Source organism: Rubrimonas cliftonensis, assembly GCF_900107585.1.
In the GTDB taxonomy this organism is placed as follows: Bacteria; Pseudomonadota; Alphaproteobacteria; order Rhodobacterales; family Rhodobacteraceae; genus Rubrimonas; species Rubrimonas cliftonensis.
The window spans coordinates 113,132-138,887 of sequence record NZ_FNQM01000003.1; the positions used below are offsets into that span (position 1 = coordinate 113,132).

24 protein-coding genes are annotated in these 25,756 nt (G+C 70.8%); 12 read left to right on the top strand and 12 right to left on the bottom strand.

Annotated elements, in window-relative coordinates:
- Window positions 1-3: 3 nt before the first annotated feature.
- Window positions 4-384, bottom strand: coding sequence for an NADH:ubiquinone oxidoreductase subunit NDUFA12 (locus BLW43_RS05995; RefSeq protein ID WP_093250312.1), 381 nt, complete (start codon window positions 382-384; stop codon window positions 4-6).
- Between the two features lie 180 nt (window positions 385-564).
- Here BLW43_RS05995 and BLW43_RS06000 point away from each other — a divergent pair, with 180 nt between their 5' ends.
- Complete coding sequence (locus tag BLW43_RS06000) at window positions 565-1,806, top strand: OmpP1/FadL family transporter (RefSeq protein WP_093250314.1); 1,242 nt, start codon at window positions 565-567, stop codon at window positions 1,804-1,806.
- Between the two features lie 19 nt (window positions 1,807-1,825).
- Here the strand turns inward: BLW43_RS06000 and tgt are convergent, their stop codons facing one another.
- On the bottom strand, window positions 1,826-2,956 hold the full coding sequence (gene tgt / locus BLW43_RS06005) for a tRNA guanosine(34) transglycosylase Tgt (protein ID WP_093250317.1): 1,131 nt from the start codon (window positions 2,954-2,956) through the stop codon (window positions 1,826-1,828).
- A gap of 145 nt (window positions 2,957-3,101) precedes the next feature.
- On the opposite strand from tgt, the gene BLW43_RS06010 reads away from it, so the two are divergent.
- The 4 genes from BLW43_RS06010 to tpiA all read left to right on the top strand — a co-directional run bounded on the left by BLW43_RS06010 (window position 3,102) and on the right by tpiA (window position 4,974).
- Window positions 3,102-3,458 carry an SUF system Fe-S cluster assembly protein gene (locus BLW43_RS06010; RefSeq protein ID WP_093250319.1) on the top strand — a complete coding sequence of 119 codons (357 nt, stop codon included), beginning with the start codon at window positions 3,102-3,104 and terminating at the stop codon, window positions 3,456-3,458.
- 12 nt (window positions 3,459-3,470) lie between these two features.
- The gene (locus tag BLW43_RS06015) at window positions 3,471-3,821 is read left to right on the top strand and encodes a HesB/IscA family protein (protein WP_093250330.1); all 351 of its coding nucleotides are present in this window, start codon (window positions 3,471-3,473) and stop codon (window positions 3,819-3,821) included.
- 25 nt (window positions 3,822-3,846) lie between these two features.
- The gene (locus tag BLW43_RS06020; protein ID WP_245730942.1) at window positions 3,847-4,158 is read left to right on the top strand and encodes a TfoX/Sxy family protein; all 312 of its coding nucleotides are present in this window, start codon (window positions 3,847-3,849) and stop codon (window positions 4,156-4,158) included.
- Window positions 4,159-4,230: 72 nt separating this feature from the next.
- Complete coding sequence (gene tpiA, locus BLW43_RS06025) at window positions 4,231-4,974, top strand: triose-phosphate isomerase (protein ID WP_093250332.1); 744 nt, start codon at window positions 4,231-4,233, stop codon at window positions 4,972-4,974.
- Between the two features lie 165 nt (window positions 4,975-5,139).
- On the opposite strand, the gene BLW43_RS23395 is transcribed toward tpiA, so the two are convergent.
- The 9 genes from BLW43_RS23395 to BLW43_RS06070 all read right to left on the bottom strand — a co-directional run bounded on the left by BLW43_RS23395 (window position 5,140) and on the right by BLW43_RS06070 (window position 15,318).
- Window positions 5,140-5,847 carry a hypothetical protein gene (locus tag BLW43_RS23395; protein ID WP_175478779.1) on the bottom strand — a complete coding sequence of 236 codons (708 nt, stop codon included), beginning with the start codon at window positions 5,845-5,847 and terminating at the stop codon, window positions 5,140-5,142.
- 68 nt (window positions 5,848-5,915) lie between these two features.
- Window positions 5,916-6,815: a DMT family transporter gene (locus BLW43_RS06035; protein WP_093250336.1), complete on the bottom strand. Its 900-nt coding sequence runs from the start codon at window positions 6,813-6,815 to the stop codon at window positions 5,916-5,918.
- Window positions 6,816-6,921: 106 nt separating this feature from the next.
- Complete coding sequence (locus BLW43_RS06040; RefSeq protein WP_093250339.1) at window positions 6,922-8,001, bottom strand: WD40/YVTN/BNR-like repeat-containing protein; 1,080 nt, start codon at window positions 7,999-8,001, stop codon at window positions 6,922-6,924.
- Window positions 8,002-8,199: 198 nt separating this feature from the next.
- Entirely contained in the window at window positions 8,200-10,323 is a 2,124-nt protein-coding gene (pnp, locus tag BLW43_RS06045) for a polyribonucleotide nucleotidyltransferase (protein WP_093250341.1), read from the bottom strand.
- A 226-nt stretch (window positions 10,324-10,549) separates the two neighbouring features.
- Window positions 10,550-10,819: a 30S ribosomal protein S15 gene (gene rpsO / locus BLW43_RS06050; RefSeq protein ID WP_093250344.1), complete on the bottom strand. Its 270-nt coding sequence runs from the start codon at window positions 10,817-10,819 to the stop codon at window positions 10,550-10,552.
- Window positions 10,820-10,835: 16 nt separating this feature from the next.
- Window positions 10,836-11,735, bottom strand: a complete 900-nt coding sequence (gene truB, locus BLW43_RS06055) for a tRNA pseudouridine(55) synthase TruB (protein ID WP_093250346.1) — start codon at window positions 11,733-11,735, stop codon at window positions 10,836-10,838.
- Between the two features lie 187 nt (window positions 11,736-11,922).
- Window positions 11,923-13,425 carry a glucosylglycerol-phosphate synthase gene (gene ggpS, locus BLW43_RS06060; RefSeq protein ID WP_093250349.1) on the bottom strand — a complete coding sequence of 501 codons (1,503 nt, stop codon included), beginning with the start codon at window positions 13,423-13,425 and terminating at the stop codon, window positions 11,923-11,925.
- Entirely contained in the window at window positions 13,415-14,215 is an 801-nt protein-coding gene (locus BLW43_RS06065) for an HAD family hydrolase (RefSeq protein ID WP_093250351.1), read from the bottom strand. Before BLW43_RS06065 ends, ggpS begins: the two co-directional genes overlap by 11 nt.
- On the bottom strand, window positions 14,212-15,318 hold the full coding sequence (locus BLW43_RS06070; RefSeq protein ID WP_093250354.1) for an NAD(P)H-dependent glycerol-3-phosphate dehydrogenase: 1,107 nt from the start codon (window positions 15,316-15,318) through the stop codon (window positions 14,212-14,214). The genes BLW43_RS06065 and BLW43_RS06070 overlap by 4 nt, the downstream gene beginning before the upstream one ends.
- Before the next feature lie 365 nt (window positions 15,319-15,683).
- On the opposite strand from BLW43_RS06070, the gene BLW43_RS06075 reads away from it, so the two are divergent.
- The 4 genes from BLW43_RS06075 (at window position 15,684) to BLW43_RS06090 (ending at window position 20,183) form a co-directional block, all read left to right on the top strand.
- A complete protein-coding gene (locus BLW43_RS06075) occupies window positions 15,684-16,667 on the top strand; it encodes an ABC transporter substrate-binding protein (protein ID WP_093250356.1) in 984 nt (327 codons plus the stop codon).
- Window positions 16,668-16,675: 8 nt separating this feature from the next.
- Window positions 16,676-18,379: an ABC transporter permease gene (locus tag BLW43_RS06080; protein WP_093250358.1), complete on the top strand. Its 1,704-nt coding sequence runs from the start codon at window positions 16,676-16,678 to the stop codon at window positions 18,377-18,379.
- Window positions 18,380-18,528: 149 nt separating this feature from the next.
- Window positions 18,529-19,044, top strand: a complete 516-nt coding sequence (locus BLW43_RS06085; protein ID WP_093250364.1) for a methanogen output domain 1-containing protein — start codon at window positions 18,529-18,531, stop codon at window positions 19,042-19,044.
- Entirely contained in the window at window positions 19,041-20,183 is a 1,143-nt protein-coding gene (locus tag BLW43_RS06090; protein ID WP_093250367.1) for a sensor histidine kinase, read from the top strand. The genes BLW43_RS06085 and BLW43_RS06090 overlap by 4 nt, the downstream gene beginning before the upstream one ends.
- 8 nt (window positions 20,184-20,191) lie before the next feature.
- On the opposite strand, the gene BLW43_RS06095 is transcribed toward BLW43_RS06090, so the two are convergent.
- Window positions 20,192-21,814 (bottom strand): cisplatin damage response ATP-dependent DNA ligase, encoded by a 1,623-nt coding sequence (locus tag BLW43_RS06095; RefSeq protein ID WP_093250371.1) that lies wholly within the window; start codon window positions 21,812-21,814, stop codon window positions 20,192-20,194.
- A gap of 79 nt (window positions 21,815-21,893) precedes the next feature.
- Here BLW43_RS06095 and rlmJ point away from each other — a divergent pair, with 79 nt between their 5' ends.
- The 3 genes from rlmJ (at window position 21,894) to BLW43_RS06110 (ending at window position 25,719) form a co-directional block, all read left to right on the top strand.
- Window positions 21,894-22,706: a 23S rRNA (adenine(2030)-N(6))-methyltransferase RlmJ gene (rlmJ, locus tag BLW43_RS06100; protein WP_093250376.1), complete on the top strand. Its 813-nt coding sequence runs from the start codon at window positions 21,894-21,896 to the stop codon at window positions 22,704-22,706.
- 75 nt (window positions 22,707-22,781) lie between these two features.
- The gene (gene rpoZ, locus BLW43_RS06105) at window positions 22,782-23,135 is read left to right on the top strand and encodes a DNA-directed RNA polymerase subunit omega (RefSeq protein ID WP_093250377.1); all 354 of its coding nucleotides are present in this window, start codon (window positions 22,782-22,784) and stop codon (window positions 23,133-23,135) included.
- A 418-nt stretch (window positions 23,136-23,553) separates the two neighbouring features.
- On the top strand, window positions 23,554-25,719 hold the full coding sequence (locus BLW43_RS06110) for a RelA/SpoT family protein (RefSeq protein ID WP_093250378.1): 2,166 nt from the start codon (window positions 23,554-23,556) through the stop codon (window positions 25,717-25,719).
- The last annotated feature ends 37 nt before the right edge of the window (window positions 25,720-25,756 follow it).

Below are 25,756 nucleotides of genomic sequence, written 5' to 3' on the forward strand. Positions count from 1 at the left end.
GCGTCACTCCGGCGACCACGCCTCGTAGTCGCCGCCGGCCTTCGGCCGCCGCGCCGCGCTCAGCACCGAGCCCGGAGGCGCATAGGCCGCCGCGGTCCCGGTGAGGTTCGGCGCATGGGGCTTCTCCCACGGCTTCATCAGCAGGGGCGCTTCGGTAGGCGGGGCGTCATAGGTGTGGTGCAGCCAGCCGTGCCAGTCGGGCGACACCCGGCTCGCCTCCGATTCGCCGTTGAACAGCACCCAGCGGCGCTTTCCGTCGCGACTGCGATAGAACACGTTGCCGGCCTCGTCCTCGCCGACGCGCTCACCATGGCGGCGCGTGTCAAGCAAGGTGCCGACCGTGCTGCCGTTCCACCATGTGAAGATCCGGTTGATCACGCTCATCGCCGCTCCTCCAGCGCGCATGCGCCGCTCCCGCCAGCGCGCGGACTATGGCGCGCGCGCCCGGCGTCGTCCAGCCTTGGACCCGGCGGCCCCCCAGCCGAATGGTCGCGGCCGGTCTTGATTAACGCGCTGAAATCGGAAACCGTCCAGAACAAGTAACAAGTGGCGGGAGATCAATGAATGACGCGACATTGCGTTTCAAATGCTGCCGTAGCGTTAACCTTTTTCTTTGCGGCAGGAGACGCGTATGCGGGCGCATTCCAGTTGCGCGAGGGCTCGGCGACGGCGCTGGGGGCGGCGCTGGCGGGACGCACGGCCAACGACGCGGACGTGAGCCTCGCGATCCAGAACCCCGCCTCCCTGCGCGGGGTGGCGGAGTTCGAGGCGTCGGCGGGTCTCAGCTTTCTCTACGCGCAGGGCGATGCGAACACCTCGGCCTCCCTGCCCGGCTTCGTCTCGTCAGACACGCCGAACGAGAGCGCCTTCGTTCCGTCCTTCACGCTCGGCTACAGGGTGTCGCCGACCGTCGTGCTCGGGCTCGCCGTGGACGCCCCCTTCGGCCTTGCGACCGAGTACGAAGCCAACTTCGTCGGCGCGTTCGACGGCGTCCGGTCGGAGCTGACCACCATCACCGTCACCCCGATGGCGTCGTGGGACGTCACGCCGGCCCTGACCATCGGCGGCGGCGTGATGCTGCAGTACGCCGACGCCGAGTTGCAGAGCTCCAACGGCGCCAGCGTGCAGAACATCTCCGGCGACGGCTTCGACGTCGGCTTCACGCTGGGCGTCATCGCCGAACCCATCTCCGGCACCAGGCTCGGCCTCAGCGCGCAGACCGGCTTCAGCCACAAGCTGGAGGGCGAGTTCTCCGGCAACTTCACCGTCCCCGGCCCGAGCGGGCCCTTCACGGGCTATGCCGGCGCCCCTGGCGAGGCCGCGTTCGACCTCCCCCCGATCGTGAGCGCGGGCGTCATCCAGTCCATCACGCCGACCTTCCGCGTCATGGGCGAGGTGGAGTGGACCGGCTGGAGCGCTTTCGACGACATCACGATCTCGTCGCCCGGCCTGCCCGACATCGTGGATCCGCAGAGGTACGACGACAGCTTCATGTTCTCCGTCGGCGCGGAGTACGACGTGAACGACGCGCTGACGGTGCGCGGCGGATGGGCCTATGACCAGACGCCGACGAACGACCGGTTCCGCACGACGCGCACCCCGGACGGCGACAAGATGTGGTTCGCCGCCGGCGCCTCCTACCAGATAAGCGAGAGCATCGGCGTCGACCTCGCCTACATCTACCTGCTCGTGGACGACACGACCGTCACCCTGCGCAACGGCCCCCCCGGCGTCGCCGGGTCGCGGGTGGACTACAGCAACGCCGACGTGCACCTGTTCTCGGCCAACCTGCGCTACGCGTTCTGACCTCATCCGGGGGCGCGGATCAGAGCGGGTCGAGGTCTCCCCCGGCCCGCCGCCTCTCGAAACCCTGCGCGAAGGCGTCGAGCCTTTCTTCCGCGATCGCATCGCGCAGGCCCTGCATGAGTTCCTGATAGTAATGCAGGTTGTGCCAGGTCATCAGCATCGAGCTGATGATCTCGCCGGCCTTGAAGACGTGGTGCAGATAGGCGCGGGAATAGCTGCGGCAGCACGGGCAGGGGCAGTCCGGGTCGAGCGGGCGCGGGTCGTCGGCGTGACGGGCGTTCTTGATGTTGACCGCGCCGCGCCGGGTCAGCGCCTGCCCGGTGCGGCCCGAGCGGCTCGGCAGCACGCAGTCGAACATGTCGACGCCGCGCCGCACCGCGCCCACGATGTCGTCCGGCTTGCCGACGCCCATCAGATAGCGCGGGCGGTCGGCGGGCAGCATCTGCGGCGCATGGTCCAGCACGCCGAACATCGCGTCCTGCCCCTCGCCCACCGCCAGCCCGCCGATGGCGTAGCCGTCAAAGCCGATCGCCGTCAGCGCCTCGGCGCTCTCGGCGCGCAGATCCTGCTCCAGACCGCCCTGCTGGATGCCGAAGAGCGCGTGGCCGGGCCGGTCGCCGAACGCATCGCGCGAGCGCGCCGCCCAGCGCATCGAGAGCCGCATGCTGTCGGCCACCCGCTCGCGCGGCGCCGGCAGGGCGGGGCACTCGTCGAAGCACATCACGATGTCGGACCCCAGAAGCCGCTGGATCTCCATGCTGCTCTCGGGGCTCAGCATGTGCTTCGAGCCGTCGACATGGGAGCGGAAGGTCACGCCCTCCTCGGTCAGCTTGCGAAGATCGGCGAGGCTCATGACCTGGAAGCCGCCCGAATCGGTGAGGATCGGCCCGTCCCAGTTCATGAAGCGGTGCAGCCCGCCGAGCCGCGCCACTCGCTCCGCGCCGGGGCGCAGCATCAGGTGATAGGTGTTGCCGAGCAGGATGTCGGCCCCGGTCTCGCGCACGTTCTCCGGCAGCATCGCCTTCACCGTGGCGGCGGTGCCCACCGGCATGAAGGCCGGCGTGCGGATAGCGCCGCGCGGCGTGACGAGCGCGCCGGTCCGCGCGCGCCCGTCGGTCGCGCTTACGCTGAAACTCACGCCGGACGCCATCGCCTTTCCCCCTCGCTCGCCGCCCGCATAGTCGAGCGGCGGCGCCGCGCCTAGCCCGGACGCGCCGGCGCCGCCGCTGCGCCCCGGTGGACTGACGCCCGCGCCCGCCTTATATCTGACTCGAACAGTCGGAGAGGAGCCCCGCATGGATGGACAGACAGAGCCCGGCGCGCCGCTGATCGCCCCCTCCGACGTCGATCACCCGCTGCACGACGCGGTGGTGGATGCGTTGCGGACAGTTCACGACCCGGAAATCCCGGTCAACATCTACGACCTCGGCCTGATCTACCGCGTCGGCATCGACGGCGAGAACAATGTCGAGGTGCTGATGACCCTCACCGCACCCGGCTGCCCGGTCGCCGGCGAGATGCCCGGCTGGGTGGCGGACGCGATCGAGCCGCTCGCCGGGGTCAAGACCGTCAATGTCGAGCTGGTGTGGGAGCCGCCCTGGGGCATGGACCGCCTCAGCGACGAAGCCCGCCTCGAACTCGGTTTCATGTGAGGAGCGCAGACGATGTTCGCCATCCCCGGCAAGAACCCCGTCACTCTCACTCCCGCCGCCGTGAAGCGGATCAGGGGGCTGATGGAGGGTGGCGCGGTGAAGGGCCTCAAGCTCGGCGTCAAGAAGGGCGGCTGCGCCGGCATGGAATACACCATGGAGCACGCCACCGAGATCGGCGCCCATGACGCGGTGGTGGAGGTCGACGGCGCGCGCGTGCTGATCGCGCCGATGGCGCAGATGTTCCTGATCGGCACCGAGATCGACTACAGGACGTCGCTGCTGGAAAGCGGCTTCGTGTTCAGCAACCCCAACGTCGTCGAAAGCTGCGGCTGCGGCGAATCGATCAAGTTCGCCGAGCAGTGACGCCGCCCCCGCGCGGCCGCCGCGCGTGAGCGAGGACGTTGCGCTGGCGCTCGACCTCTTCGGGCCGCTGGGCGCGGTGCGCACGCGGCGCATGTTCGGGGCGCTCGGCGTGTATCGGGACGACGCCATGTTCGCGCTGATCCATCGCGGCGTCGTCCACGTCAGGGCGCGGGAGGCGCTGGCGCGGCGGTTCGAGGCCGCAGGCGCGAAGCCGTTCACCTATGAGCGCGACGGAAGGACGGTGGCGCTCGGCTACTGGTCCCTGCCCGAAAGCGCGCTGGACGACCCCGACGAGGCGCTCGACTGGGCGCGCGAGGCGCTGGCGCAGGCGCGCTGAACCCGCGCGGCTGGCCATCGGCCGCGCGCCGTGGCAAGCCTTGGCCGCCACACCTCCCGAGGAGACCCCCCCATGGCCCGACGCAAGCTGATCGCCGGCAACTGGAAGATGAACGGGCTGCGCGCCGCCGTCGCCGAACTCGACGACGTGCTGGACGACGCCGCCGGCGCCGCCTGCGACCTCATGCTCTGCCCGCCCGCGACGCTGGTGCCGGTCTTCGCCAGCCGCGCCGCCGGCTCGCCGCTCGTGATCGGCGGGCAGGACTGCCACGCCAGGGCGACCGGCGCGCACACCGGGGACATCGCCGCCGAGATGCTCGCGGACGCCGGCGCCAAGGCCGTCATCGTCGGCCATTCCGAGCGCCGCGCCGACCATGGCGAGAACGACGCGCTGGTGCGCGAGAAGGCGGAAGCCGCGTGGCGCGCCAGGCTGACGGCGGTCATCTGCGTGGGAGAGACCGAGGCCGAGCGCGACGCGGGGCGCGCGCTCGAAGTCGTGGCGCGCAGCCTCGCCGGCTCGACGCCCGACACCGCCACTGCGGAGACGACAGTGATCGCCTATGAGCCGGTCTGGGCCATCGGCTCCGGCAGAACGCCGACGCTCGACGAGATCGCCGAGATGCACGCCCATATCCGCGCCGCCCTGCGCGAGCATCTGGGCGAGATCCAGGGCATCGGCGTGCGCGTGCTCTATGGCGGCTCGGTCAAGCCCGACAACGCCGCCGAGATCCTTGCCGTCAGGGGCGTCGACGGAGCCCTTGTCGGCGGCGCAAGCCTGAAGGCGAGGGACTTTCTCGCCATCGCCGGAGCGGTCTGACCCGCCGCCTTGCCCCCTCACGCGCCGTTAGGGGCTTCGACGCGAAGCTGAGCGGCGCGGTTCGTGTCGCAGCACGGACAGGTCTGCGCCGGCGGATCACCGGCCAAGCGCATCCGAGGCGGCCGCTTGGCCGCCCCCCTTGTCGAAACGCGGGGCGAAGCCGCGTCAGAGCAGTGCCTTGGCCTGCGAAACCCAGTCGTCGCGCAGCGGACGGCCCTTGAACGCCGTGAGGTTCTCATCGACCCAGGCGAGGTTCCGGGGCGACATTGCGGCGATCTGGTCGAGGCGGTAGATGCCCATGTCGTTGAGCATCGCCTCGAGCTTCGGCCCGACACCCTTGATCTGCTTCAGGTCGTCGACCTCCTCCGGCGCGGAGGCGAACAGCGTCGCGGGCGCGACGCTCGCCGCCGCCGTCTCGACCGCGTCGGCGGCAGCCTCGGCGGCCGTCTCCACCGCGTCGGTGGTGGCGTCGAAGGCCGTCTCCGCCGCGTCGGCGGTCGCCTCGGCGGCGGCTTCGAACGTCTCGGCCGTCTGCTCGGCGGTCTCGATGGCGGGCTCGATCGCCCTTGCGTCCGTCGTCGTGGCGGCGTGCATCCCGGCGCGGGCTGACTGCTTCACGTCCTGTGCGACATGCTCGATGACCTCGGCGGCCTCGCGCACCTGGGACGCCGCGACTTCGGTGGCGCGCTCCACCGTCTCGGCGCTCTCGCGCGCGCTGGCGCGCGTCATCTGCGCCACAACGTCGGATGGGCGGAAGAACTGGGCGCCGGGCATCATCGCCTCGAACCGCCACGGCACGCCGAACAGCGGCGCGGTCGGAAACAGGCTGATCCAGTACTGGAGCGGGTTCTCGTTGCGCTTGGGCGCGAGCATGGCGTGCCTCCGTCTATCGTTTGCCGGAGTAGATAACACCGGCCATTGTGCAACGCAACATAAGTCGCTCAGCGCGACGGACGCGCCGACGCCGCCCGCTCCCGCCAGAACGTGAACAGCCCCGCCCCCACGACGAGCGCGGCCCCGACGACCACCAGCGCGTCCATGCTCTCGCCGAAGACGCCGACGCCGATGGCCGAGGCGAAGACGAGTTGCAGATAGGCGAAGGGCTGCACTGCGCTCGCCTCCGCGCTGTCGAGAGCGTTGATCAGCAGGTAGTGGCCGGCCATGCCGGTGACGCAGAGCGCCCCCATCCACGCCCAGTCCCAGCCCTGCATCGGCGTCCAGAAGAACGGGCCGATCAGCGTCATCGTCACGGCGCCGGCGACGCCGGTGTAGAAGAAGCTGATGGTCCCTCCCTCGACGCGGTTCGCATAGCGGGTGGCGAGGTGGTAGCCGGCGAACATCGCGGTCGCCAGCAGCGCCACCAGCGCGCCGGGGTCGAACATCGAGGCGCCGGGACGCAGGATGATCAGCACGCCGAGAAAGCCCACGCACACCGCCGTCCAGCGCCGCCACCCGACCTTCTCCCCCAGCACAGGGCCGGAAAGCGCGGTCACGATCAGCGTGTAGCCCGCGAAGATCGCATGGCTCTGCACCAGCCCGATCATGGCGAAGCCGGAGATCATCACGACGATCTCCAGCGCCAGCAGGGCGCCGCGGAAGCTCTGCAGCATCGGCAGGCTCGTCCGCGCCGCCTTGCGCAGCCCGCCGGCCTTGCGCGCGGAGATCGCGGCGACGAACACCGCGAAGAACCAGTAGCGCACCATCGTGACGAACACCGGCGAGTAGTGCGTCGCCAGATGCTTGGAGATGCCGTCCTGCACCGCGAACACCAGCATCGCACAGACCATGAGCTGGATGCCGCGGCGGTTGGCGGCGGCGTCGGGGGCGGCGGCGAGGGTCATGGCGCTATCCCAAGGGTCGGCCGCGGCGGCGGCGCGCACTCCTCTGGGTCGCACGCGCGCGGGCGGATGGACAAGCGCCGGAGGAACATGCCCGCCTTGCGCGGCGTCAGGGCGCCAGAAGCGTCTCCACCGAGAGAATGGTCGGCAGATGCTGCGCGACGCAGGTCCAGCGGTCGCCCTCGTCCGCGCTGGCCCACAGCGCGCCGGAGTTGAAGCCGAGATAGACGCCCGCGGGATCGAGCGCATCGACGGCCATCGCCCGCCTCAGCGGCGCGGCGTAGAAATGGCGCTGCGGCAGCCCCTCGCGCAGCGCCACCCAGCTCGCCCCGGCGTCGCGCGTGCGCCATACCGCGCAGGCGCCGTCCTGCATGAAGCGCCCCGCCTGATCGCCGTTCAGCGGCGCCAGCCAGGCGGTGTCGGGGTCGCGCGGATGCGCGGCGACAGGAAAGCCGAAGCCCGACGGCAGGCCCGCCTCGATGCTCTCCCAGCGCGCGCCGCCATCGTCGCTGCGATACATGCCGCAATGGTTCTGCTGGTAGAAGCGCAGCCCCGGCCCGGCCGCGCGCGCCAGCGCATGCACGCAGTAGCCCGTCTCCGCCCCCTGCTGCTCGGGGCTCATGTAGTCGTTGCGCACGCCGACGTTGCGCGCCGTCCAGGTCTCGCCGGCGTCGGCGCTATGAAAGACGCCGACCGCCGAGGCGCCGACCCAGATCTCGGCGCCCTCGGCATGGATCGCGTGCAGGATCAGCCCGGCGCCGCCGCCGAACCAGCCCGGCCGCGTCGGGTGCTTCTGGAGGCCGTCGAGATGCGTCCAGCTCTCGCCGCCGTCGCGGCTGACGAACAGCGCCGCCGGCGAGACCCCGGCATAGAGCGCGCCCTCCGCCGCGAACAGCGACCAGATCGCGCCCACAGGCTCCGCGGCGCCCTCCTCGAAGGCCGGCGTCCCGCCGCAGCGCGCCCAGCTTGCGCCGAGATCGTCGGAGCGCCACACCCCGGCCCCGAGCCACCGGTCGCCGCCGCCGGCGTAGAGCGCCGCGCCGCCCGGCGCCGACGCGTCGGCGACGACATGCCGGATCGGCCAGCAGTCGCAGAACGGGCCGCGGATGTCCCATATCCGCCGCGCGGCGTCGCTCTCGAGGACGAAGGCGCCCTTGGTCGTGCCGATCAACGCCAACACCCGCGCCATGCCGCCCTCCCCCGACGCCTTAGCGGCTAACATAGCAGACCGCCATGGCGCCAGGAACGCGCCGCATCGCGCGACGCATCGTGGCCCGGCCCAGCCGGGCCGCTGCAAGCCCGGCGCAGGCGCACGCCGCAAAAGCGAACGCCCGGCCCCCTGAGGGACCGGGCGCTTCGCCGGCTCGCTTGCGGCAGGCTCAGGCGATCACGCCTCCGCCGCCTCGCCCTGCTTGATCTCCTCGCCGGTGGCCTGGTCGACCACCTTCATGGAGAGCTTGGTCTTGCCGCGGTCGTCGAAGCCCATGAGCTTGACCTTCACCTCCTGGCCCTCCTTGACGAGGTCCTTCGGGTTCACGCCGCGGTCGCTCGACATCTGGGAGACGTGCACCAGCCCGTCCCGCTTGCCGAAGAAGTTCACGAAGGCGCCGAACTCCATGATCTTCACCACCTTGCCGGTGTAGATCTTGCCGATCTCGGGCTCGGCGGCGATGGACATGATGAGATCCCGCGCCTTGTCGATGGCCTTCTGGTCGTTCGAGGCGATCTTGATCGTGCCGTCGTCGGAGATGTCGACCTTGGCGCCGGACTCCTCGACGATGGAGCGGATCACCTTGCCGCCGGTGCCGATCACTTCGCGGATCTTGTCGGCCTTGATCGAGATCGTCTCGATGCGCGGGGCGTGGGCGCCCAGCTCGCGGCGGCCCTCCTTAAGCGCCTTCGACATCTCGCCAAGGATGTGCAGGCGGCCGTCCTTCGCCTGGGCGAGCGCCTGCTTCATGATCGCGGGCGTGATGCCCGCCACCTTGATGTCCATCTGCAGCGAGGTGACGCCGCCCTCTGTGCCGGCGACCTTGAAATCCATGTCGCCGAGATGGTCCTCGTCGCCGAGGATGTCCGTGAGCACCGCGAAGCGGCCGTCGTCCTCAAGGATCAGGCCCATCGCCACGCCCGCCACCGGCGCCTTCAGCGGCACGCCCGCGTCCATCATCGACAGCGACGCGCCGCAGACCGTGGCCATCGACGACGAGCCGTTGGACTCGGTGATCTCCGACACGATGCGGATGGTGTAGGGGAAATCCGTCGCCGCCGGCAGAACCGCCTGCAGCGCGCGCCACGCCAGCTTGCCATGGCCGATCTCGCGACGGCCGGGGCCGCCCATCCGACCAGCTTCGCCAACGGAGTAGGGCGGGAAGTTGTAGTGGAGCATGAAGCGCTCCTTGAAGGTGCCCTCCAGCGCGTCGATGAACTGCTCGTCGTCGCCGGTGCCGAGCGTCGTGATCACCAGCGCCTGCGTCTCACCGCGGGTGAACAGCGCCGAGCCGTGGGTGCGCGGCAGCAGCGAGGCTTCCGCCTCGATGCGCCGCACCGTCCTGAGGTCGCGCCCGTCGATGCGTCGGCCCTCGTCGAGGATGGCCCCGCGCACGATGCGGCTCTCGGCCTCCTTGAACGCCGAGGAGACGGCGTTGCTGTCCGCCTTCTCCTCGTCGGTGAGGCCGGTCTCAAGCGCGGCCTTGGCGGCGGAAAGCTTGGCGACGCGCTCCACCTTGTCCGTGGTCGCGAAGGCGTCCTTCAGCATCGCGCCGGCGACGTCCTGCACGCGGGCGATCAGCGCCGCGTCGTCCTTGGGCTGGAAGTCGAACGGCTCCTTGGCGGCGCGCTCGGCGAGGTCGACGATCATCTCGATCACCGGCTGCATCTGGTCGTGGCCGAAGGTGACGGCGCCGAGCATGTCGTCCTCGGAGAGCTCGAAAGCCTCCGACTCGACCATCATCACCGCGTCCTTGGTGCCGGCGACTACGAGGTTGAGCTTGCTGTCGGGCAGGTCGGCGATCTTCGGGTTAAGCACGAAGGCGCCGTTGATCAGGCCGACGCGCGCGCCGCCGATCGGGCCCATGAAGGGCACGCCGGAGATGCAGAGCGCGGCGGAGGCGGCGACCATGCCGACCACGTCGGGGTCGTTCTCGAGGTCATGGCTCAGGACGGTCAGGATCACCTGCGTCTCGTGCTTGAAGCCGGAGACGAACAGCGGGCGGATCGGCCGGTCGATGAGGCGCGAAGTCAGCGTCTCCTTCTCGGTCGGCCGCGCCTCGCGCTTGAAGAAGCCGCCCGGGATCTTGCCGGCGGCGTAGTACTTTTCCTGGTAGTGGACACTCAGCGGAAAGAAATCGACGCCGGCCTTCGGCTTCTTCTCGAAGACGACGGTGGCGAGCACGCTGGTCTCGCCATAGGTGGCGACCACGGCGCCGTCGGCCTGCCGGGCGATCTTGCCCGTCTCTAGGGTCAGCGTCTCGCCGCCCCACTGGATTTCCTTGCGGACGATATCGAACATTCGGTTTCCTTCATGTGCGGCGACCGCCCCGTTGGACGGCCCCGCTCGCGTCGCGCGTTCCCCGCGCGGGCTCCCTCGCTGTTTCATCAGCCATGCCGCGCCGTCTGGAGCCTGGGACGGGCGACGCGGACGTGTTCTCCTCGGCTTCGCGCGGCACGCGGCGCAGGGCTGGAGAGCGGCCCCGTCAAAGCGCGAAGCGCGCCCGGGGGCGCGCTTCGAAACAGTTCTAGCGGCGGATGCCGAGGCGCGTGATGAGGTCGCGGTAGCGCGCCTCGTCCTTGCGCTTGACGTAGTCGAGCAGCTTGCGTCGGGTGGCGACCATGGTCAGCAGGCCGCGGCGCGAGTGCACGTCCTTCTTGTGGGTCTTGAAGTGCTCGGTCAGGTTCGTGATCCGCTCGGTGAGGATCGCGACCTGCACTTCCGGCGACCCGGTGTCGCCCTCCTTGCGGGCGAATTCCTTGACGACTTCGACCTTGCGGTCGGCTGCGATCGACATCGGGAGCCTCCTCTGCTCAGGGGTTGAACACCCGTCGCGGAGTGAAGACGCCGCCCGACCAGGAACCGAGCGCCACGGGCGCGCCCTCATGGGCCGCCCAGGCTTCGTCTCCGTCGGAGAGGTCTCCTCCCGCCACCGACACGGCGCGCCCCTGTCTGAGGGACGCCGCGTCGGGCGCTGGGACGGCCAGGGCCGGGATGTCGGCCAGCCCGGTCGCCACCGGCGCCAAGTGCGCTTCAATCGCGTCGCTATGGCGTATTTCGTCGAGCTTGGCAAACGGGATCGCGTCGCGCTCATGGAACGGCCCCGACCACACCCGCCTGAGCGCGACGACATGGCCGAGACAGCCGAGCGTCTCGCCGAGGTCGCGGGCGACGGAGCGCACATAGCCGCCCTTGCCGCAGGTCATCTCCAGCACGGCGTGGTCGGCGTCGGGCCGCGCTACCAGCGCCAGCCGCGCCACATGCAGCGCCCGCGCCCCGAGTTCGACCTCCTCGCCGGCCCGCGCCAGCGCATAGGCCCGCCGCCCGTCAACCTTCACCGCCGAATAGGCGGGCGGGGTCTGAAGGATGTCGCCGGTGAAGGTCGGCAGCGCGGCCTCGATCTCGGCGTCGGAGGGGCGGGCGTGGCTCAGCGCCGTCACCTCGCCCTCCGCGTCGTCGGTCGCGGTCGCCTGCCCCAGCCGCACGGTGAAGCGATAGGCCTTGAGCGCGCCCTCGATGGCCGAGACGGTCTTGGTCGCCTCGCCGAAGGCGATCGCGAGCACGCCCGTCGCCAGCGGGTCGAGCGTGCCGGCGTGGCCGGCCTTGACCGCCTGCGCCGCCCAGCGCGCCTTGGCCACCGCCTGCGCGCTGCTCACCCCCAACGGCTTGTCGAGCACCAGCCAGCCGTCGACTCTCCTGCCTTTTCGCGCCATTCGACATCTCCGAGGCGCCGCCGGCGCATGGCCCCGGTGCGCGAGGCCCCGAGAGGCCCGGGCGGGATCGGGCGCGGCGCGGAAGATTCCGGCGCCGCGCGCGTGTTCCGGCGCTTCTGCACAACCCCGCGCTCCGCGGCAACACCCTGCGGCGGCGCGGCGGGGGGTCCGCTCCGCCGCGCCGCCTTCAGGCCGCGTCGCCGACTGCATTCGGCGCGATGGCCTCGAAGGTCCGGCGCTGCTCGGCCATCCAGGCCCTGATGTCGTAACGCCGCACGCGCTCCCGCAGCACCTTCATGCGCTCGCGGCGCTCGTTCTCGGGCATGTCGAGGGCGTGGTCGATGGCGGCGTCCATGGAGCGGTTGGAGAACGGGTTGGTCATGACCGCAGCCGCCAGCGGCACCGCCGCCCCGGCGAACTCCGACAGCACCAGCGTCCCGTCGCCGTCGAGCCGCGCCGCCACGTATTCCTGCGCGACGAGGTTGAGACCGTCGCAGAGCGGCGTGATCCAGCACACCGCCGCCGCCTGATGATAGGCGACCAGCCGCTTGAAGGCGATCGCGCGGGAGATGAGCGTGACCGGCTGCCAGTTCATCCGCCCGAAGCGGCCGTTGATGCGCCCCGTCACCTCCTCGATTGTCCGCTGCACCTCCTCGTAGACGGCCATGTTGCGGTTGGCGGGCACGGAGACGAGCATCAGCCGAACCTGGCCGACCAGGTCGGGCCGCCGCTCCAGCAACCGCTCGAAGGTCAGAAGCTGCTCGATGTTGCCCTTGGTGTAGTCGGTGCGCGAGACCGAGAGAATGAGCTTCACGTCGCCCAGCTCCTCGCGGATCTCCGCAAGCTGCGCGGTGGTCTCGTCGTCGCGGGCGATCTTGCCGACATAGTCGACGTCGACGCCGACGGGCCAGGAGCTGAGCGACACGTCGCGCCCCCTGTGGGAGAGCTTCGTGGGCGTGTTCACCTCTGAAAGCGCCATCCCGGTCGGCGAGAAGTCATCGCGGGTCTCGACTTCCTCGGTGATCGCGGCGCCGGTCAGCGCATGGGCGGCGTGGGCGAAGTTCGCCGCATAGCGGGGGATGTGGAAGCCGACCGAGTCGCAAGCCAGAAGGCTCTCGACGATCTCCTGTCGCCACGGCAGCACCGAGAACATGTCGGCCGACGGGAACGGCGTGTGGTGGAAGAAGGCGATGCGGCATTCCGGCTTGATCTTGCGCAGATAGCCGGGCGCGAGCCACAGGTTGTAGTCGTGGAACCACACGACGCCCCCCGGCGCCACCTCGCGCGCGGCGGCTTCGGCGAAGGCCCAGTTCACTTCGCGGAACGTCGGCCAGTCGACGGGGTCGTAGTTGTAGCGCTCCTTGAAGGAGTGGAGGATCGGCCAGATCGCCTCCTTGGAGGTGACGTGGTAGAAGCTCCTCACCTGCTGCGAGGTGAGCGCCAGCCGCGAGACGTTGTAGCTGCCGTAGCTGTCCTCGATGTGGACGACCTTCTCGAAGCGCTCGCGCTCCTCCTCGTCGTCCACCTGCTCCCAGGCGACCCAGGCGCCTTCGCCGTCGCGGCCCATGAAGCTCTTGAGCGTCGGCACGATGCCGTTGGGGCTCTTGTTCTCGCGCAGCACGGGCTGTCCGTCGACCATGACCTGCTCGTAGGGCTGGCGATGATAGACGACGACGAGATCAGACGGCATGGGCGTCTCCTCCTTGATCATGATTGGCGGCGGCGGTCGCGGGAAAATCCGCGAAGCGGAGCCGCGCCAGAGCCTCGGCGACGCCGGCGGCGCCGACGCCCTCGGCGAAATGGACGTGGTCGAGACCGTTCAGCCGCTCAAGCAAGGCGGGCTCCGAGCCGCCGACGGCGACCGCGGGAACGCCTATCGCCAGCATCGACAGGTCGTTGAGCGTGTCTCCGGCGGCGAGCACCCGGTCCCGCGGCAGGTTCAGCCAGTCCGCGAGCCGCACCAGCGACGGGCCCTTGCTGACGCCCTTCGGCAGAACGTCGAAGTACCTGTCGGCGGAGATCAGCCAGTCATGGCCGAGACCCTCGACGATCCGCTGCGCCGCGCCGTCATAGGCGTCGGGGAAGAAATCGTAGCTGACGCGGTGGCGGAAGGGCGTCGGCTGCAGCTTCAGGCCCGCCGCGCCGTCCAGCTTCTCGCGGACGACGGCGCCGGCGTCGCCCCAGGCGCCGGCGATCTCGGTCTCCAGCTCCGCGATGGGGCGGACGCGGCGATCCACGACCTGCGCGATGGTCGTCCCGACATCGCCGACGACGTATTCCGGCCACGGCACGAAGCCGTCGCCGCAGAGCTCCTCGATGAACTCGGGGTCGCGCCCCGTGACGAAGATCAGTCCGAGCCGCCCGCGCCGCGCCTCGATCGCGTCGTAGAGCGCGCGGCGGTGGTCGTCAGTCCCGCCGAGGAAGGTGCCGTCGAGATCCGTCGCGAGGGCGCACTCCCACCCGTGCCGGGCGCCGCTCATGACGCCGCCGGGTGCGCGATGGCGAGGTCGAGCGCCCGCGGCTCGCCCTCCAGCGGTCTCGTCCACAGCCTGTGGAACGCCTCCCTGAACGCCTCGCCGTCGTGGACGACGCTGCGCACCGCCTCGCAGATCGGCATCTCGACGCCGCGCGCGCGGGCGAGCTCCGTCACCGAGACGGCGTTGCGCACGCCCTCGACCAGAGCGCCGCTGTCGGCCTTCTCGCCGCGCCCAAGCCGCAGGCCATAGGCGAAGTTGCGCGACTTGGCGTCGGAGGCGGTAAGGCTGAGGTCGCCCATGCCCGAAAGCCCCGTCACCGTCTCGCGCCGCCCGCCCAGCGCGTGCGCGAGGCTCTTGATCTCGTCGAGGCCCCGCGTGATCAGCGCCGCGCGGGCGTTGTGTCCGAAGCCGGCGCCCTCGGCCATGCCGGTCGCGATGGCGATGACGTTCTTCACCGCGCCGCCGATCTCCACGCCCATCAGGTCGTCGGAGACGTAGCAGCGGAAGGTCGGCGTGCTCATCGACAGCGCGAGGCGCGCGGCGATGGAGGTCTCGGGCGTCTCGTCGCCGGCGCAGCTCGACGCGATCACCACCGCTGTCGGCAGGTCGCGCGCCACCTCGTCCGCGAAGCTGGGGCCGGAGAGAGCGGCGATGCGGAAGCCCGGCGCGGCCTGCGCCGCCACCTCGCTCATCAGCAGCCCGCTGCCCTGCTCGACGCCCTTGGCCGCCAAGGCGATCGGCGCGCCGGGCGCGAGATGCGGGGCCAGCGAGGCGACCGTCTCCCGCAGCGCATGGGAGGGAACGACCACCAGCGCGGCCTGGGCGCCGGCCAGCGCCTCGCGCAGGTCCGCGGTGGCGCGGATCTGCGGCGGCAGCGCCGCGTCGCCGAGATAGCGCGCGTTGCGGTGGGTCGCGTTGATCTCGGCGGCGAGCTCCGGCCGCCGCGCCCACAGCGTCACGGACCGCCCCGCGCGCGCCGCCACCGCCGCCAGCGCCGCGCCCCAGGCGCCCGCTCCGATGACCGCTATGCGGCCGTAACCGCCTGCCAATTCGGCCGTGGGCGATGGTCGCTGATGGGCGTGTGCGGAGAGGTCGATGACATCCATGGAGGCTCCTGTGCGTCGCGAAGTTGCGTTGGCCGCAGACCAACGCGCGCCGCGCAAAGTCGTTGCGCAGCAACCCTTCATGCGTCCAAATGTAGCGAGGCCCGCCGGTTAAATCAACCGCGTCGCCGCGGCGCAAAAAACCAACCTCACGAGACTCGCATCAGTCACTATTATATAGTATAGTAATGATAGTGAGCTTGTACTATCAGTAGTCACATACAATACTATATTTTACTGGCGGGCAAGGCATGTGGGAAAATCACTGGCCCGCCGATGATGCGGCGCAAAACTTCGCCCTGGAACGAAACTGTCACAACCCTCTGTTAACCAGTCGCATGAATACCCCAGCCATCAGCAGGTCCGCCATGAAATCGCTCGTCTCAGCCCTCGTCGGCGCCGCGGCGCTCGCCGCCTTTCCCGGTCTCGCCGAAGCGGCGTCGGGCAAGCTGGTGCTCTACACCTCGCAGCCGAACGAGGACGCGCAGCAGACCGTCGACGCCTTCATCGCGGCGCACCCCGACGTCGAGGTGGAATGGGTGCGCGACGGCACGACCAAGATCATGGCGAAGCTCCGCGCGGAGTTCGAGGCCGGCGCCCCGCAGCCCGACGTTCTGCTCATCGCCGACACCGTCACGATGGAGAGCCTCGAAGCCGAGGGCCGGCTCATGCCGCACCCCGACGCGGACGTTTCCGCCTATGCGCCGGGGCTGATGGACCCGGAGGGCCACTACTTCTCGACGAAGCTCATCACCACCGGCATCGCCTACAACACCGCCGCGCCGATGCAGCCGACCTCCTACGCCGACCTTGCCAACGCCGAGGCCGCCGGGGCCTTCATGATGCCTTCCCCGCTCACCTCCGGCGCGGCGACGATCCACATGGTCGCGCTGACCGGCCAGCCCGACATCGGCTGGAAGTTCTACGAGACGCTGGCCGACAACGGCGCGGTCGCCTCCGGCGGCAATGGCGGGGTGCTGCGCGCCATCGCCGGCGGCGAGAAGCTCTACGGCTTCCTCGTGGACTTCCTCGCGATCCGCGAGGCCGCCAAGGGCGCGCCGGTGGGCTTCGTGTTCCCGACCGAGGGCGTATCGGCGGTGACCGAGCCGGTCGCGATCCTCTCAACCGCGCAGAACCCCGAAGCGGCGAAGGCTTTCGTCGATTTCCTCATCTCGCCTGCGGGCCAGCAGCTCGCCGCCGACATGGGCTATCTGCCGGCGCATCCCGCGATCACGCCGCCGGAGGGTTTTCCGCCCCTGAGCGAGATCAAGCTGCTCGACTTCGACCCGGCCAAGGCGCTCGCCGAGGACGAGGACAACAAGAAGCGCTTCATCGACATGTTCGGCGGCTGAGGCGCCGATTGGCGCCGTCCACCGGCGGGCGCGGCGCCGAGACGCTCGCGCTGGCCCTTCTGACGGGCGGGGTCGTGCTGCTCTGTGGTTTGCCGCTGGCGCTGGTGGCGCAGGTGGGTCTCACGGCGGACGGTGCGTTCTCGCTCGCGCCGCTGACCGAGGCGATCGGCAGCCGCAGCGTGCAGCGGGCGCTGTGGAACAGCATCGACAGCGCCGCCGTCTCGGCGGCGCTCAGCCTCGTGGTCGGCGCGGCGCTCGCCGTCGCGGTCGGGTTGACGGACCTGAGGCGCAAGGGGCCGCTGACCTTTCTCATCCTGCTGCCGATGATGATCCCGCCGCATGTCACGGCGATAGCGTGGATTCAGGCGCTCGGCCCCGGCAGCGCGGCGCTCGGGGCGCTGGGGCTGGCGCCGCCGATAGGCTCGACGCATCCGCTCTATTCGCGCGAGGGGGTCATCGCCCTGCTGGCGGCGCAGCACGCGCCGCTGTGCTTCCTCGTGCTGCGCGCGAGCCTGCGGGCGCTGCCGCGCGATCTGTCTGAGGCCGCGCGCGTCAGCGGCGCGGGGCCGTGGCGGATGCTGCGCACCGTCGTCGGGCCGTTGACGGCGCCCGCGCTGATCGCCGCCTTCGCGCTGGCCTTCGTCTCGGCGCTGGGCAATTTCGGCATCCCGGCGCTGCTGGGCGCGCCGGCGCGCTACACCACCCTGCCCGTCCTGATCTGGCGGCGCCTCGCGAGCTTCGGCCCCTCCGCGCTCGCCGACATGGCGGTTCTGGCGACGCTGGTGGCCGCTGCGGCGGCGCTGGCGGTCGCGGCGCAGATGGCCTTGCAGCGACGCGCCGCGGCGCCCCTGATCGGGCCGCCGCAACCGGCGCTCGCGCTGCGGCTGGGGCCCTGGCGCGGGCCGCTCGAGGCCGGGGTCTGGGCGCTGCTGGCGGCGCTGCTGGGCCTGCCGATGGCGTCGCTGGTCGCGACCGCGCTGGTCCCGACCTATGGCGTGCCGCTCAGCGCGGAGACCGTCACGCTGGCGAATTTCCACGAGGTGCTCGTCGCGCAGACGGTCACGCTGCGCGCCTTCGCCAACTCCACCCTCGCGGCGGGCGCGGCGGCGGCGAGCACCGCCGTCATCGCCATCGGACTGGCGCATTTCCTGGCGCGACGGCGCGGCGCGGCGCGGCGCGCGGCCGGCGCGGCGGCGATGGCGGCGGAGCTGGCCTACGCCGTGCCGGGCGTGGTGATCTCGGTCGCGTTCATCCTCGCCTTCATCCGCCCGGTGCTCGGCGTGTCGCTTTACGGCTCGCTCACGCTGATCGGGCTGGCCTATGTCGCGGCCTTCCTGGCGGTCGCGCTGAAGCCGGCCGCGGCGGCGGCGGCGGCGCAGGATCCGGCGCTGGACGACGCGGCCCGGGTGAGCGGGGCGGGGTTTCTCATGCGCATGGCGCGCATCCACGCGCCGCTCGCCCTGCCCGCCGCGATGTCCGGCGCGGTCCTTGTGTTCCTCACCGCCTATAACGAGATAACCGTTTCGGCGCTGCTGTGGTCGCAGGGTTCGGAGACGATCGGCACGACCATCTTCAACTACGAGGACGGCGGCTACACGACGCTGGCCGCCGCGATGGCGGCCGTTACGGTGGCGTTGACGGCGGCGCTGATGCTGGCGCTCGACCGGCTGAGCCGCGGTCTGCCGGAGGGCGCCGCGCCCTGGCGGGCCTGACCGCGCATCGCCCTGCCTGCGTGCACAGGAACCGGTCGCCGCCGGGCGCGTGCATCTTGGGCGCACACGCGGTATGGGTTGGTACGTCCCGAAACTTTGCGACCTGGGCGGGTGGCGCGCGTCCTTTGCAATCGACCACCGGAGCAACCATGGAGAACACGCATTTCGACGATTTCGCGATAGCGCTCGATCGCGACAGCTTTCTGCGCGACCTGCTGCGAGACCTGTCAGGCGCGCTGAGCCGCATCGTGGGCGACGAGGAGGCCGCCGGCTACATCAGCCTCGTCGGCGCGGCGATGGGACGACGGCTTCTCGCGCGGTATCGTGACGCCGCCGGACGAAAAGCGTTCACGCCGGACGAGGTCGCCCGGATCCTCGTCGACCTGAAGGCGCGCATCGACGGCGGCTTCCGCATCGCGGAGGTGAGCGAGGATCAGATCGTCCTGACGAACTCGGCCTGTCCCTTCGCCGGCCAGGTCGCGGGGCGCCCGGTTCTGTGCATGATGACGTCGAACGTGTTCGGCTACATCACCGCGCAGTCGCTGGGCTATGCGCGCGTCGAGATCCGCGAGGCGTTCGCGCGCGGCGACGACCGGTGCCATGTCGTGATCCACCTCAAGCCGAGGCCCGGCCCCGGCCGCGCCTATGTCTCCGAGGAGCAATGAGCGCTGGCAAGACGCCGTCGGGTGTCGACGTCGAAGCGCTGCCCGATCCGCTCCTGCTCGTGCGACGCGCCGACGTCTGCGTGATCGGGGCCAATCGGGCGGCGCGGGTGATGATCGGATTGGAGAGGGCGGACCTGATCGGCCGACCGATCTCGACGCTGCTGGACGAGTCGCCCGAGGAGCTGCGCGAGTATCTCGCGCTCTGCGCCGGGTCGATGCAGCCGATGCTGGGCGCGCTGAAGCTGCGCGGCGCCGCGCGGGCGAGACGGGTGTTCGGCGCGGCGGTCGCCGGCGCGGGGGAGCCGGTCGTGGCGCTGGAGTTCGACGCGGAGCGCAGGTCGCGCTCCGACTTCATCGAGCTCACCAGCAAGATCGACGCGCTGCACGAAGAAGTGGGCCGTCGGCGCGCCATCGAGGCCGCCCTGACGGAAGCGCTCGAGCACGCCCGCGAATCGGACCGGCTGAAGGAGGAGTTCCTCCGAATTCTCAGCCACGAGGTGCGCACGCCGCTCAACGGCGTGCTGGGCGGCGTCGCGCTCCTGCTGCACCGCATCGACGACGCGCGTCTCGCGGCGATCGCGCACGAGGTCCGAAAATCCGCCGATGCGCTGCTTTCGCTGTTCGGAGACATGCTCGATCTGGCGAGAGCCAGGGCGGGCGGGCTGGAGCCGCAGCTTGCGGCGACGGAGATCTGCGGCGTCGTCAGGGATGCGGTTTCGGTCGTCGCACTGTCGGCGCGCGAGAAGGGTCTGGCGCTCGAGGTCGTGACGCCGCCGACGGCGCTCACGATGCGGACCGACGAGCGACTGCTGCGCCAGATCCTGCTCAACCTGCTCTCCAACGCCCTGAAATTCACGCCGGCCGGCCGCGTCTCCCTTCGCCTTGAGCCGATCGGGCCGCCCCGGGCCGTGCGCATCGAGGTCGAGGACGACGGGCCCGGCGTGCCGGACGCCATCGCCGGGAAGATATTCGAGCCGTTCTTCCAGGGCTCGACGGGCGAGACGCGCGGCTACCGGGGCGTCGGCCTCGGGCTGGCCATCGCCAGCGCCTTCGCCGAGCAGCTCGGCGGCGCGCTGCGCCTTGCGCCGAGGCGCGGGCGCGGGGCGATCTTCGAACTGGCGCTGCCGTCGCGACCCTGACGGGCGACTCAGGGCGCCAGCCGCTCCAGCGCCTCGAGTCGGTCGGCCTCGGCGGCCGGCTTGTCCCACCGGATGCGCCTGATGCGCGGGAAGCGCATCGCGACGCCGGACTTGTGGCGGGTGGAGCGCTGCACGGCGTCGAAGGCGACCTCCAGCACCAGCGTCCGGGCGACGGCCCGGACAGGGCCGTAGCGATCCACCGTGTTGTCGCGCACGAACTTGTCGAGGCGCTTCAGCTCCTCGTCCGTGAAGCCCGAATAGGCTTTGCCGACGGGCGTCAGCTCCGGCCCCTCGGCCCCGTCGCGCCAGGCGCCGAAGGTGTAGTCGCTGTAGAAGCTCGACCGCCTGCCGTGGCCGCGCTGGGCGTACATCAGCACGCAGTCCGCCGTCAGCGGCGCGCGCTTCCACTTGAACCACGACCCCATCGGCCGGCCGCCGACATAGGCGGCGTCGCGGCGCTTGAGCATCAGCCCCTCCTGCGCGGCGTCGCGCGCGCCGGCCCGCAGCGCGGCGAGCGCCTCCCAACAGTCGAAGGGCACCAGCGGCGAGACGTCCAGCGCCGGCGAGAACGCCTCCAGCCGCGCGCGGCGCTCGGCCAGCGGCAGCGGACGAAGGTCGTCCCGCCCGTCATGGAGCAGGTCGTAGGCGCGGATGAAGGCGGGCCGCTCGGCGATCTGCCTGGCCGTGACCGTCTTGCGGTTCAGGCGCTGCTGGAGTTCGGAGAAGGGCGCGGCCTCCCCGTCGGCGCGGCGGACCAGCAGTTCGCCATCGACGCAGCCGCGCCAGTCGATCGCCTCCAGCACGTCGGGGAACGCCGCGCCGAAATCCTCCCCGGTGCGCGAATGGAGCGCGCGGCCGGACGGCCCCGACACCGCCTGCACGCGCACCCCGTCCCACTTCCATTCGGCGAGGAAATCGGCGGGGTCGAGCCTGGCATCCAGCCGCGCCAGCGTCTCGGCGTCGGTCTCGCGATTCTCGCGCGTCTCAGCGGCGGCGTAGAGGAAGGCCTCGACCGGGTGGGCGAGCATCATCGGGCGGAAGGCGCGGTCGCGGTCCATCTCGGGCGGCGGCCCTCCGTCGAGCCAACGGAAAAGGTCTTCGTAGGGCGCGCTCAGGCCCGGCCATACCTCCTCGATGGCGGCGAGGTCGCGGCCGCTCATCTCCGCCAGCGCGGTCTTGGCGAGGCGTCCGGAGACGCCCACGCGCAGCCCGCCGGTGCAGAGTTTCACCAGCGCGAACCGCTCCGACGGACCCATCGCGTCCAGCAGCCGCGCCACGACGCCCGCCCGGCCAGCCCGCGGCGTCTCCCGCAGGGCGGCGATCACGGCGTCGAGCGCCGGGCCCGCGCCATCGTCACGATCCGCCGGCCAGATCAGCGAGACCGTCTCGGCGAGATCGCCCACATAGTCGTAGCTGAGGCGAAAGAGCACCGGGTCCACCCGCTCCTCGGCCAGCGTGCGGAACACCGAGGCCGTCATGTGCGGCAGCGAAAGGCCGCCGGCGAGCGCCGCAAGCGCCCAGCCGCGGCGCGGGTCGGGCTCGGCGCGGAAGTGCTCGACCAGCAGGGCGAGCTTGGCGCTGCGGCCCGGTGTGTGGACGAGCGCTTCCAGAAGGCGTGCGAATGGCGTCATGATGCTATAATAAGCCGTTCGTGCGAGAACGGGAGGCGTCGCAGACGCCGCCGCACGGCCACAAGCGACGAGGTGTCGGGTGCTCTCCTACCAGCACGCCTATCACGCCGGCGGACCGGCGGACGTGCACAAGCACGCCGCGCTCGCGGCGCTGCTGACGCTGCTCACGGCCAAGGAGCGGCCCGTCAGCTACCTCGAAAGCCACGCGGGGCGGGGCTGTTACGACCTCTCCGACGGCGCCGCGCTCAAGACCGGCGAGGCGCTGCGCGGCGTGGCCATGACGGCGCGCGCCGAGCACCCCTACTGGAAGGCGATAGACGCGGTGCGCGCCGAGGCGGGAGAGGCGAGCTATCCCGGCTCGCCGAAACTCGCCGAGGCGCTGCTGCGCCCCCAGGACCGCATGACGCTGATGGAGCTCCACCCGGTCGAACACATGGCGCTGTCGCATGTGATGGGCGGCGGCAGGTCAGGCGGGCCGACGGTCGCCGTTCACCGCCGCAACGGGCATGAGGGGTTGCGCGCGCTCACGCCGCCGCAGCCGCTGCGCGGTCTGGCGCTGATCGACCCGAGCTACGAGGTCAAGACCGAGTACGACGAGACCGCGGCGCTGGCGCTGGAGGTCTGGGCGCGATGGCCGCAGGGGGTGATCGTCGTCTGGTATCCGATCCTGCCCGAAGGTCGGCACGCCGCGCTGATCGGGCCGGTGATGGCGGTGGCGCAGGAGGCCGCCATGGTGGACGAGGTGCGGTTCCGCAGTCCGCCGGCGCGCGGGATGCAGGGTTCCGGCCTGCTGATCCTCAATCCGCCCTTCGGCGCGCAGGAGGCGCTGGCGGACCTGCGCGAGATGTGCGTGCGCGTCTTTGCGCCCGTCTACGCCGGCGCGCCGGGCTGAGCGGCCCCGCCCTTGCCGAACGCGCCGCGCCGCGGTATCAGGCGCGCTTGACCCTGCACAACCGGAGCTCTGGCCATGGCCCGCGTCACCGTCGAGGATTGCGTCGACAAGCTGCCGAACCGCTTCGACCTCGTGCTGCTCGCCGCCCACCGGGCGCGCGAGCTCTCGTCCGGCTCCCATGAACTCGTCGACCGCGACAACGACAAGAACCCCGTCGTCGCCCTGCGCGAGATCGCGGACGAGCAGATCCCCGTGGAGGACCTGCGCGAGCACGCCATCGAGGCGCTTCAGCGCCAGATCGAGGTCGACGAGCCGGAAGAGGACCGCATGGCCGCCATGATGAGCGCGCCGCAGCCGGACCGCCCCGCCGACGACCTCTCCGAGGAGCAGCTGCTGCGCGCCCTTCTCGCCGAGCAGGGCGGGCGCTGAGCCGCGCGCCCCGGCCCGAGGCCGGGGTTTCCCGCGAAAGACGTCTGCGGGCCGGCGGCTGATCGTCCGAGGACGAGCGACCCATCCTCCAAGCGGCTGGCGCCTGCGGCGCGGCAGGCGCGGCGACGGCCGGTTCCGGCGCCAGATCGGCTGCGCCGCCGCCGCGCCCTTCCTGAGCATTCATCCGACCTCCGGCTGCTGCCGGCGATGCGCCGCATGGCGAACAGGCGGCGCGACGACGCCCGCCGCGGTCGAAATCGCCGTCGACCGTCCCGCTTCAAAGTCCCGCTTCAAAGTCCCGCTTCACAGGCCGGCGCCACAGGCCGTCGCGGCGGGCTGACTGGCCCCCTTCTTGCCAAGCGGGCGGCGGAGGGATTGAATCATCGGGCGACCGCGAGGGCCGCCCGGGGAAACGCGCTTGATCCGCCAGTTCGAACTTGTCGAGAAGGTCCGCGCCTACAATCCCGGCGCCGACGAAGCGCTGCTCAACCGCGCCTACGTCTTCGGCGCGAAGGCCCACGCGACCCAGACGAGGGCCTCCGGAGAGCCCTACTTCGGCCATCCGCTGGAAGTCGCGGCGATCCTGACGGACCTGAAGCTGGACGACGCCTCCATCGTGACCGCGTTGCTGCACGACACGATCGAGGACACCGAGGTGACGCAGGACGAGATCGCGCGGCTCTTCGGCGAGGAGATCGCGACGCTGGTCGACGGCGTTACGAAGCTGACGCGGCTGGAGCTCTCCAGCAAGGAGGCCGCGCAGGCGGAGAATTTCCGCAAGCTGTTTCTCGCCACGGCCCGCGACGTGAGGGTGCTGCTGGTCAAGCTGGCGGACCGCCTGCACAACATGCGCACCCTCGGGCACCTGCGCGACGACAAGCGCGAGCGCATCGCCCGCGAGACCATGGACATCTTCGCCCCGCTGGCCGGCCGGATGGGCATGCAGAAGATGCGCGAGGAGCTTGAGGATCTCGCCTTCGACGTGCTGAACCCCGAGGCGCGCACCTCGATCATGCGGCGCTTCCTCAAGCTGCGGAAGGAGACCGGCGACGTCATCCCCGAGATCAGCCGCAGCATCGAGGAGGCGCTCTACGAGGCGCATGTTCCAGCCGTGGTGCTTGGCCGCGAGAAGCGCCCCTATTCGATCTGGCGCAAGATGGAGGAGAAGGGCGTCGGCTTCTCGCAGCTCTCCGACATCTACGCCTTCCGCGTCGTGACCGAGGGCGTGGAGGACTGCTACCGCGCGCTCGGCGCCGTCCACCGGCGCTGGCGCGTCGTGCCGGGGCGCATCAAGGACTACATCTCGGGGCCGAAATCCAACGGCTACCGCTCCCTGCACACCACCGTTTCCGGCCCAAACGCCATGCGCGTGGAGGTGCAGCTGCGCACCCGCGAGATGGACGAGGTGGCGGAGACCGGCGTCGCGGCGCACTGGGCCTATCGCGAGGGCGTGCGCTCCCAGAACCGCTTCGCGGTGGACCCGTTCACCTGGCTGCGCGACATCGCCGAGCGCATCCAGAAGGGCGAGAGCCCGCAGGACTTCATCGAGCACGTCAAGCTCGACATGTTCCACGATCAGGTCTTCTGCTTCACGCCGAAGGGCGACGTGATCCCCCTGCCCCGCGGCGCCACGCCGATCGACTTCGCCTATGCGATCCACTCCCGCGTCGGCGACAGCTGCGTTGGCGCCAAGATCGACGGGCGCCGCGCGCCGCTCTGGACGCGGCTGCGCAACGGCCAGCAGGTCGAGGTGATCCGCGCCGAGGCGCAGCGCCCCTCGCCGGTGTGGATGGACATGGCGGTGACGGGCCGGGCGCGCTCGGCGATCAAGCGCGCGCTGCGCGAGGACGCGCGCGAGGAGAACATCCGCTTCGGCCGCGAGATCGTCCGGCAGGCTTTCGAGCGCCGCTCACGGCCGCTGACCGACAAGGGGCTGGAGGCGGCCGCGCGAAAACTGGGGCGGGAGAAGGTCGACGATCTGCTCGAAGGCGTCGGCGCGGGCGAGGTGTCGGCGCGCAAGGTGCTCGAGGCGATCTATCCGCCGCAGGAGGGCGAGACGGCCGAGCCGCGGCTGGAGCCGGACGCCCCGACCGTGCGCGGCGTGCGCAAGGGCGTCGCCACGCGCTTCGGCGCCTGCTGCAAGCCCATTCCGGGCGACCGGATCGTGGGGATACAGGACGGGGCCGGCGTCGTCGTGCACGCCATCGACTGCCCGACGCTGGAGCGCCACGAGGAGGAGCTTTCCCGCTGGCTCGACCTGCGCTGGGACGAGGAGGCCGCGCTCGCCGCGACCCATTCCGCCCGCATCGCGCTGACGCTCGCCAACGAGCCGGGCGCGCTGGCGCGCATATGCGCCCTGATCGCCGAGCAGCGCGCCAACATCGACTTTCTCGCCACGGCCGAGCGCACGCCCGATTTTTTCCGAATGTTGCTCGACGTGGAGGTGAGAGACGTTAAACATCTCTCGGGTATTCTCACGGCGCTGGAGGCGCAGCCGATGATCAGCGTCGCCATGCGGGCGCGCGCGGGAAGCGAGCAGGCTGGCGCCGGCGGCGAGATGGACATCGCCGCCCTGGTTGATTAGGCCCGGACGAGGGGTCGCGAAAGACGGAGTTGCTTCC

Coding starts and splice junctions, on each gene's coding strand:
- BLW43_RS06070 (WP_093250354.1), bottom strand. CDS start 15,318: ATGGATGTCATCGACCTCTCCGCACACGCCCATCAGCGACCATCGCCC.
- pnp (WP_093250341.1), bottom strand. CDS start 10,323: ATGTTCGATATCGTCCGCAAGGAAATCCAGTGGGGCGGCGAGACGCTG.
- ggpS (WP_093250349.1), bottom strand. CDS start 13,425: ATGCCGTCTGATCTCGTCGTCGTCTATCATCGCCAGCCCTACGAGCAG.
- BLW43_RS06075 (WP_093250356.1), top strand. CDS start 15,684: ATGAAATCGCTCGTCTCAGCCCTCGTCGGCGCCGCGGCGCTCGCCGCC.
- BLW43_RS06065 (WP_093250351.1), bottom strand. CDS start 14,215: ATGAGCGGCGCCCGGCACGGGTGGGAGTGCGCCCTCGCGACGGATCTC.
- BLW43_RS06085 (WP_093250364.1), top strand. CDS start 18,529: ATGGAGAACACGCATTTCGACGATTTCGCGATAGCGCTCGATCGCGAC.
- BLW43_RS05995 (WP_093250312.1), bottom strand. CDS start 384: ATGAGCGTGATCAACCGGATCTTCACATGGTGGAACGGCAGCACGGTC.
- BLW43_RS06095 (WP_093250371.1), bottom strand. CDS start 21,814: ATGACGCCATTCGCACGCCTTCTGGAAGCGCTCGTCCACACACCGGGC.
- tpiA (WP_093250332.1), top strand. CDS start 4,231: ATGGCCCGACGCAAGCTGATCGCCGGCAACTGGAAGATGAACGGGCTG.
- truB (WP_093250346.1), bottom strand. CDS start 11,735: ATGGCGCGAAAAGGCAGGAGAGTCGACGGCTGGCTGGTGCTCGACAAG.
- tgt (WP_093250317.1), bottom strand. CDS start 2,956: ATGGCGTCCGGCGTGAGTTTCAGCGTAAGCGCGACCGACGGGCGCGCG.
- BLW43_RS06010 (WP_093250319.1), top strand. CDS start 3,102: ATGGATGGACAGACAGAGCCCGGCGCGCCGCTGATCGCCCCCTCCGAC.
- rpsO (WP_093250344.1), bottom strand. CDS start 10,819: ATGTCGATCGCAGCCGACCGCAAGGTCGAAGTCGTCAAGGAATTCGCC.
- BLW43_RS06090 (WP_093250367.1), top strand. CDS start 19,041: ATGAGCGCTGGCAAGACGCCGTCGGGTGTCGACGTCGAAGCGCTGCCC.
- BLW43_RS23395 (WP_175478779.1), bottom strand. CDS start 5,847: ATGCTCGCGCCCAAGCGCAACGAGAACCCGCTCCAGTACTGGATCAGC.
- BLW43_RS06035 (WP_093250336.1), bottom strand. CDS start 6,815: ATGACCCTCGCCGCCGCCCCCGACGCCGCCGCCAACCGCCGCGGCATC.
- BLW43_RS06015 (WP_093250330.1), top strand. CDS start 3,471: ATGTTCGCCATCCCCGGCAAGAACCCCGTCACTCTCACTCCCGCCGCC.
- rpoZ (WP_093250377.1), top strand. CDS start 22,782: ATGGCCCGCGTCACCGTCGAGGATTGCGTCGACAAGCTGCCGAACCGC.
- BLW43_RS06040 (WP_093250339.1), bottom strand. CDS start 8,001: ATGGCGCGGGTGTTGGCGTTGATCGGCACGACCAAGGGCGCCTTCGTC.
- BLW43_RS06000 (WP_093250314.1), top strand. CDS start 565: ATGACGCGACATTGCGTTTCAAATGCTGCCGTAGCGTTAACCTTTTTC.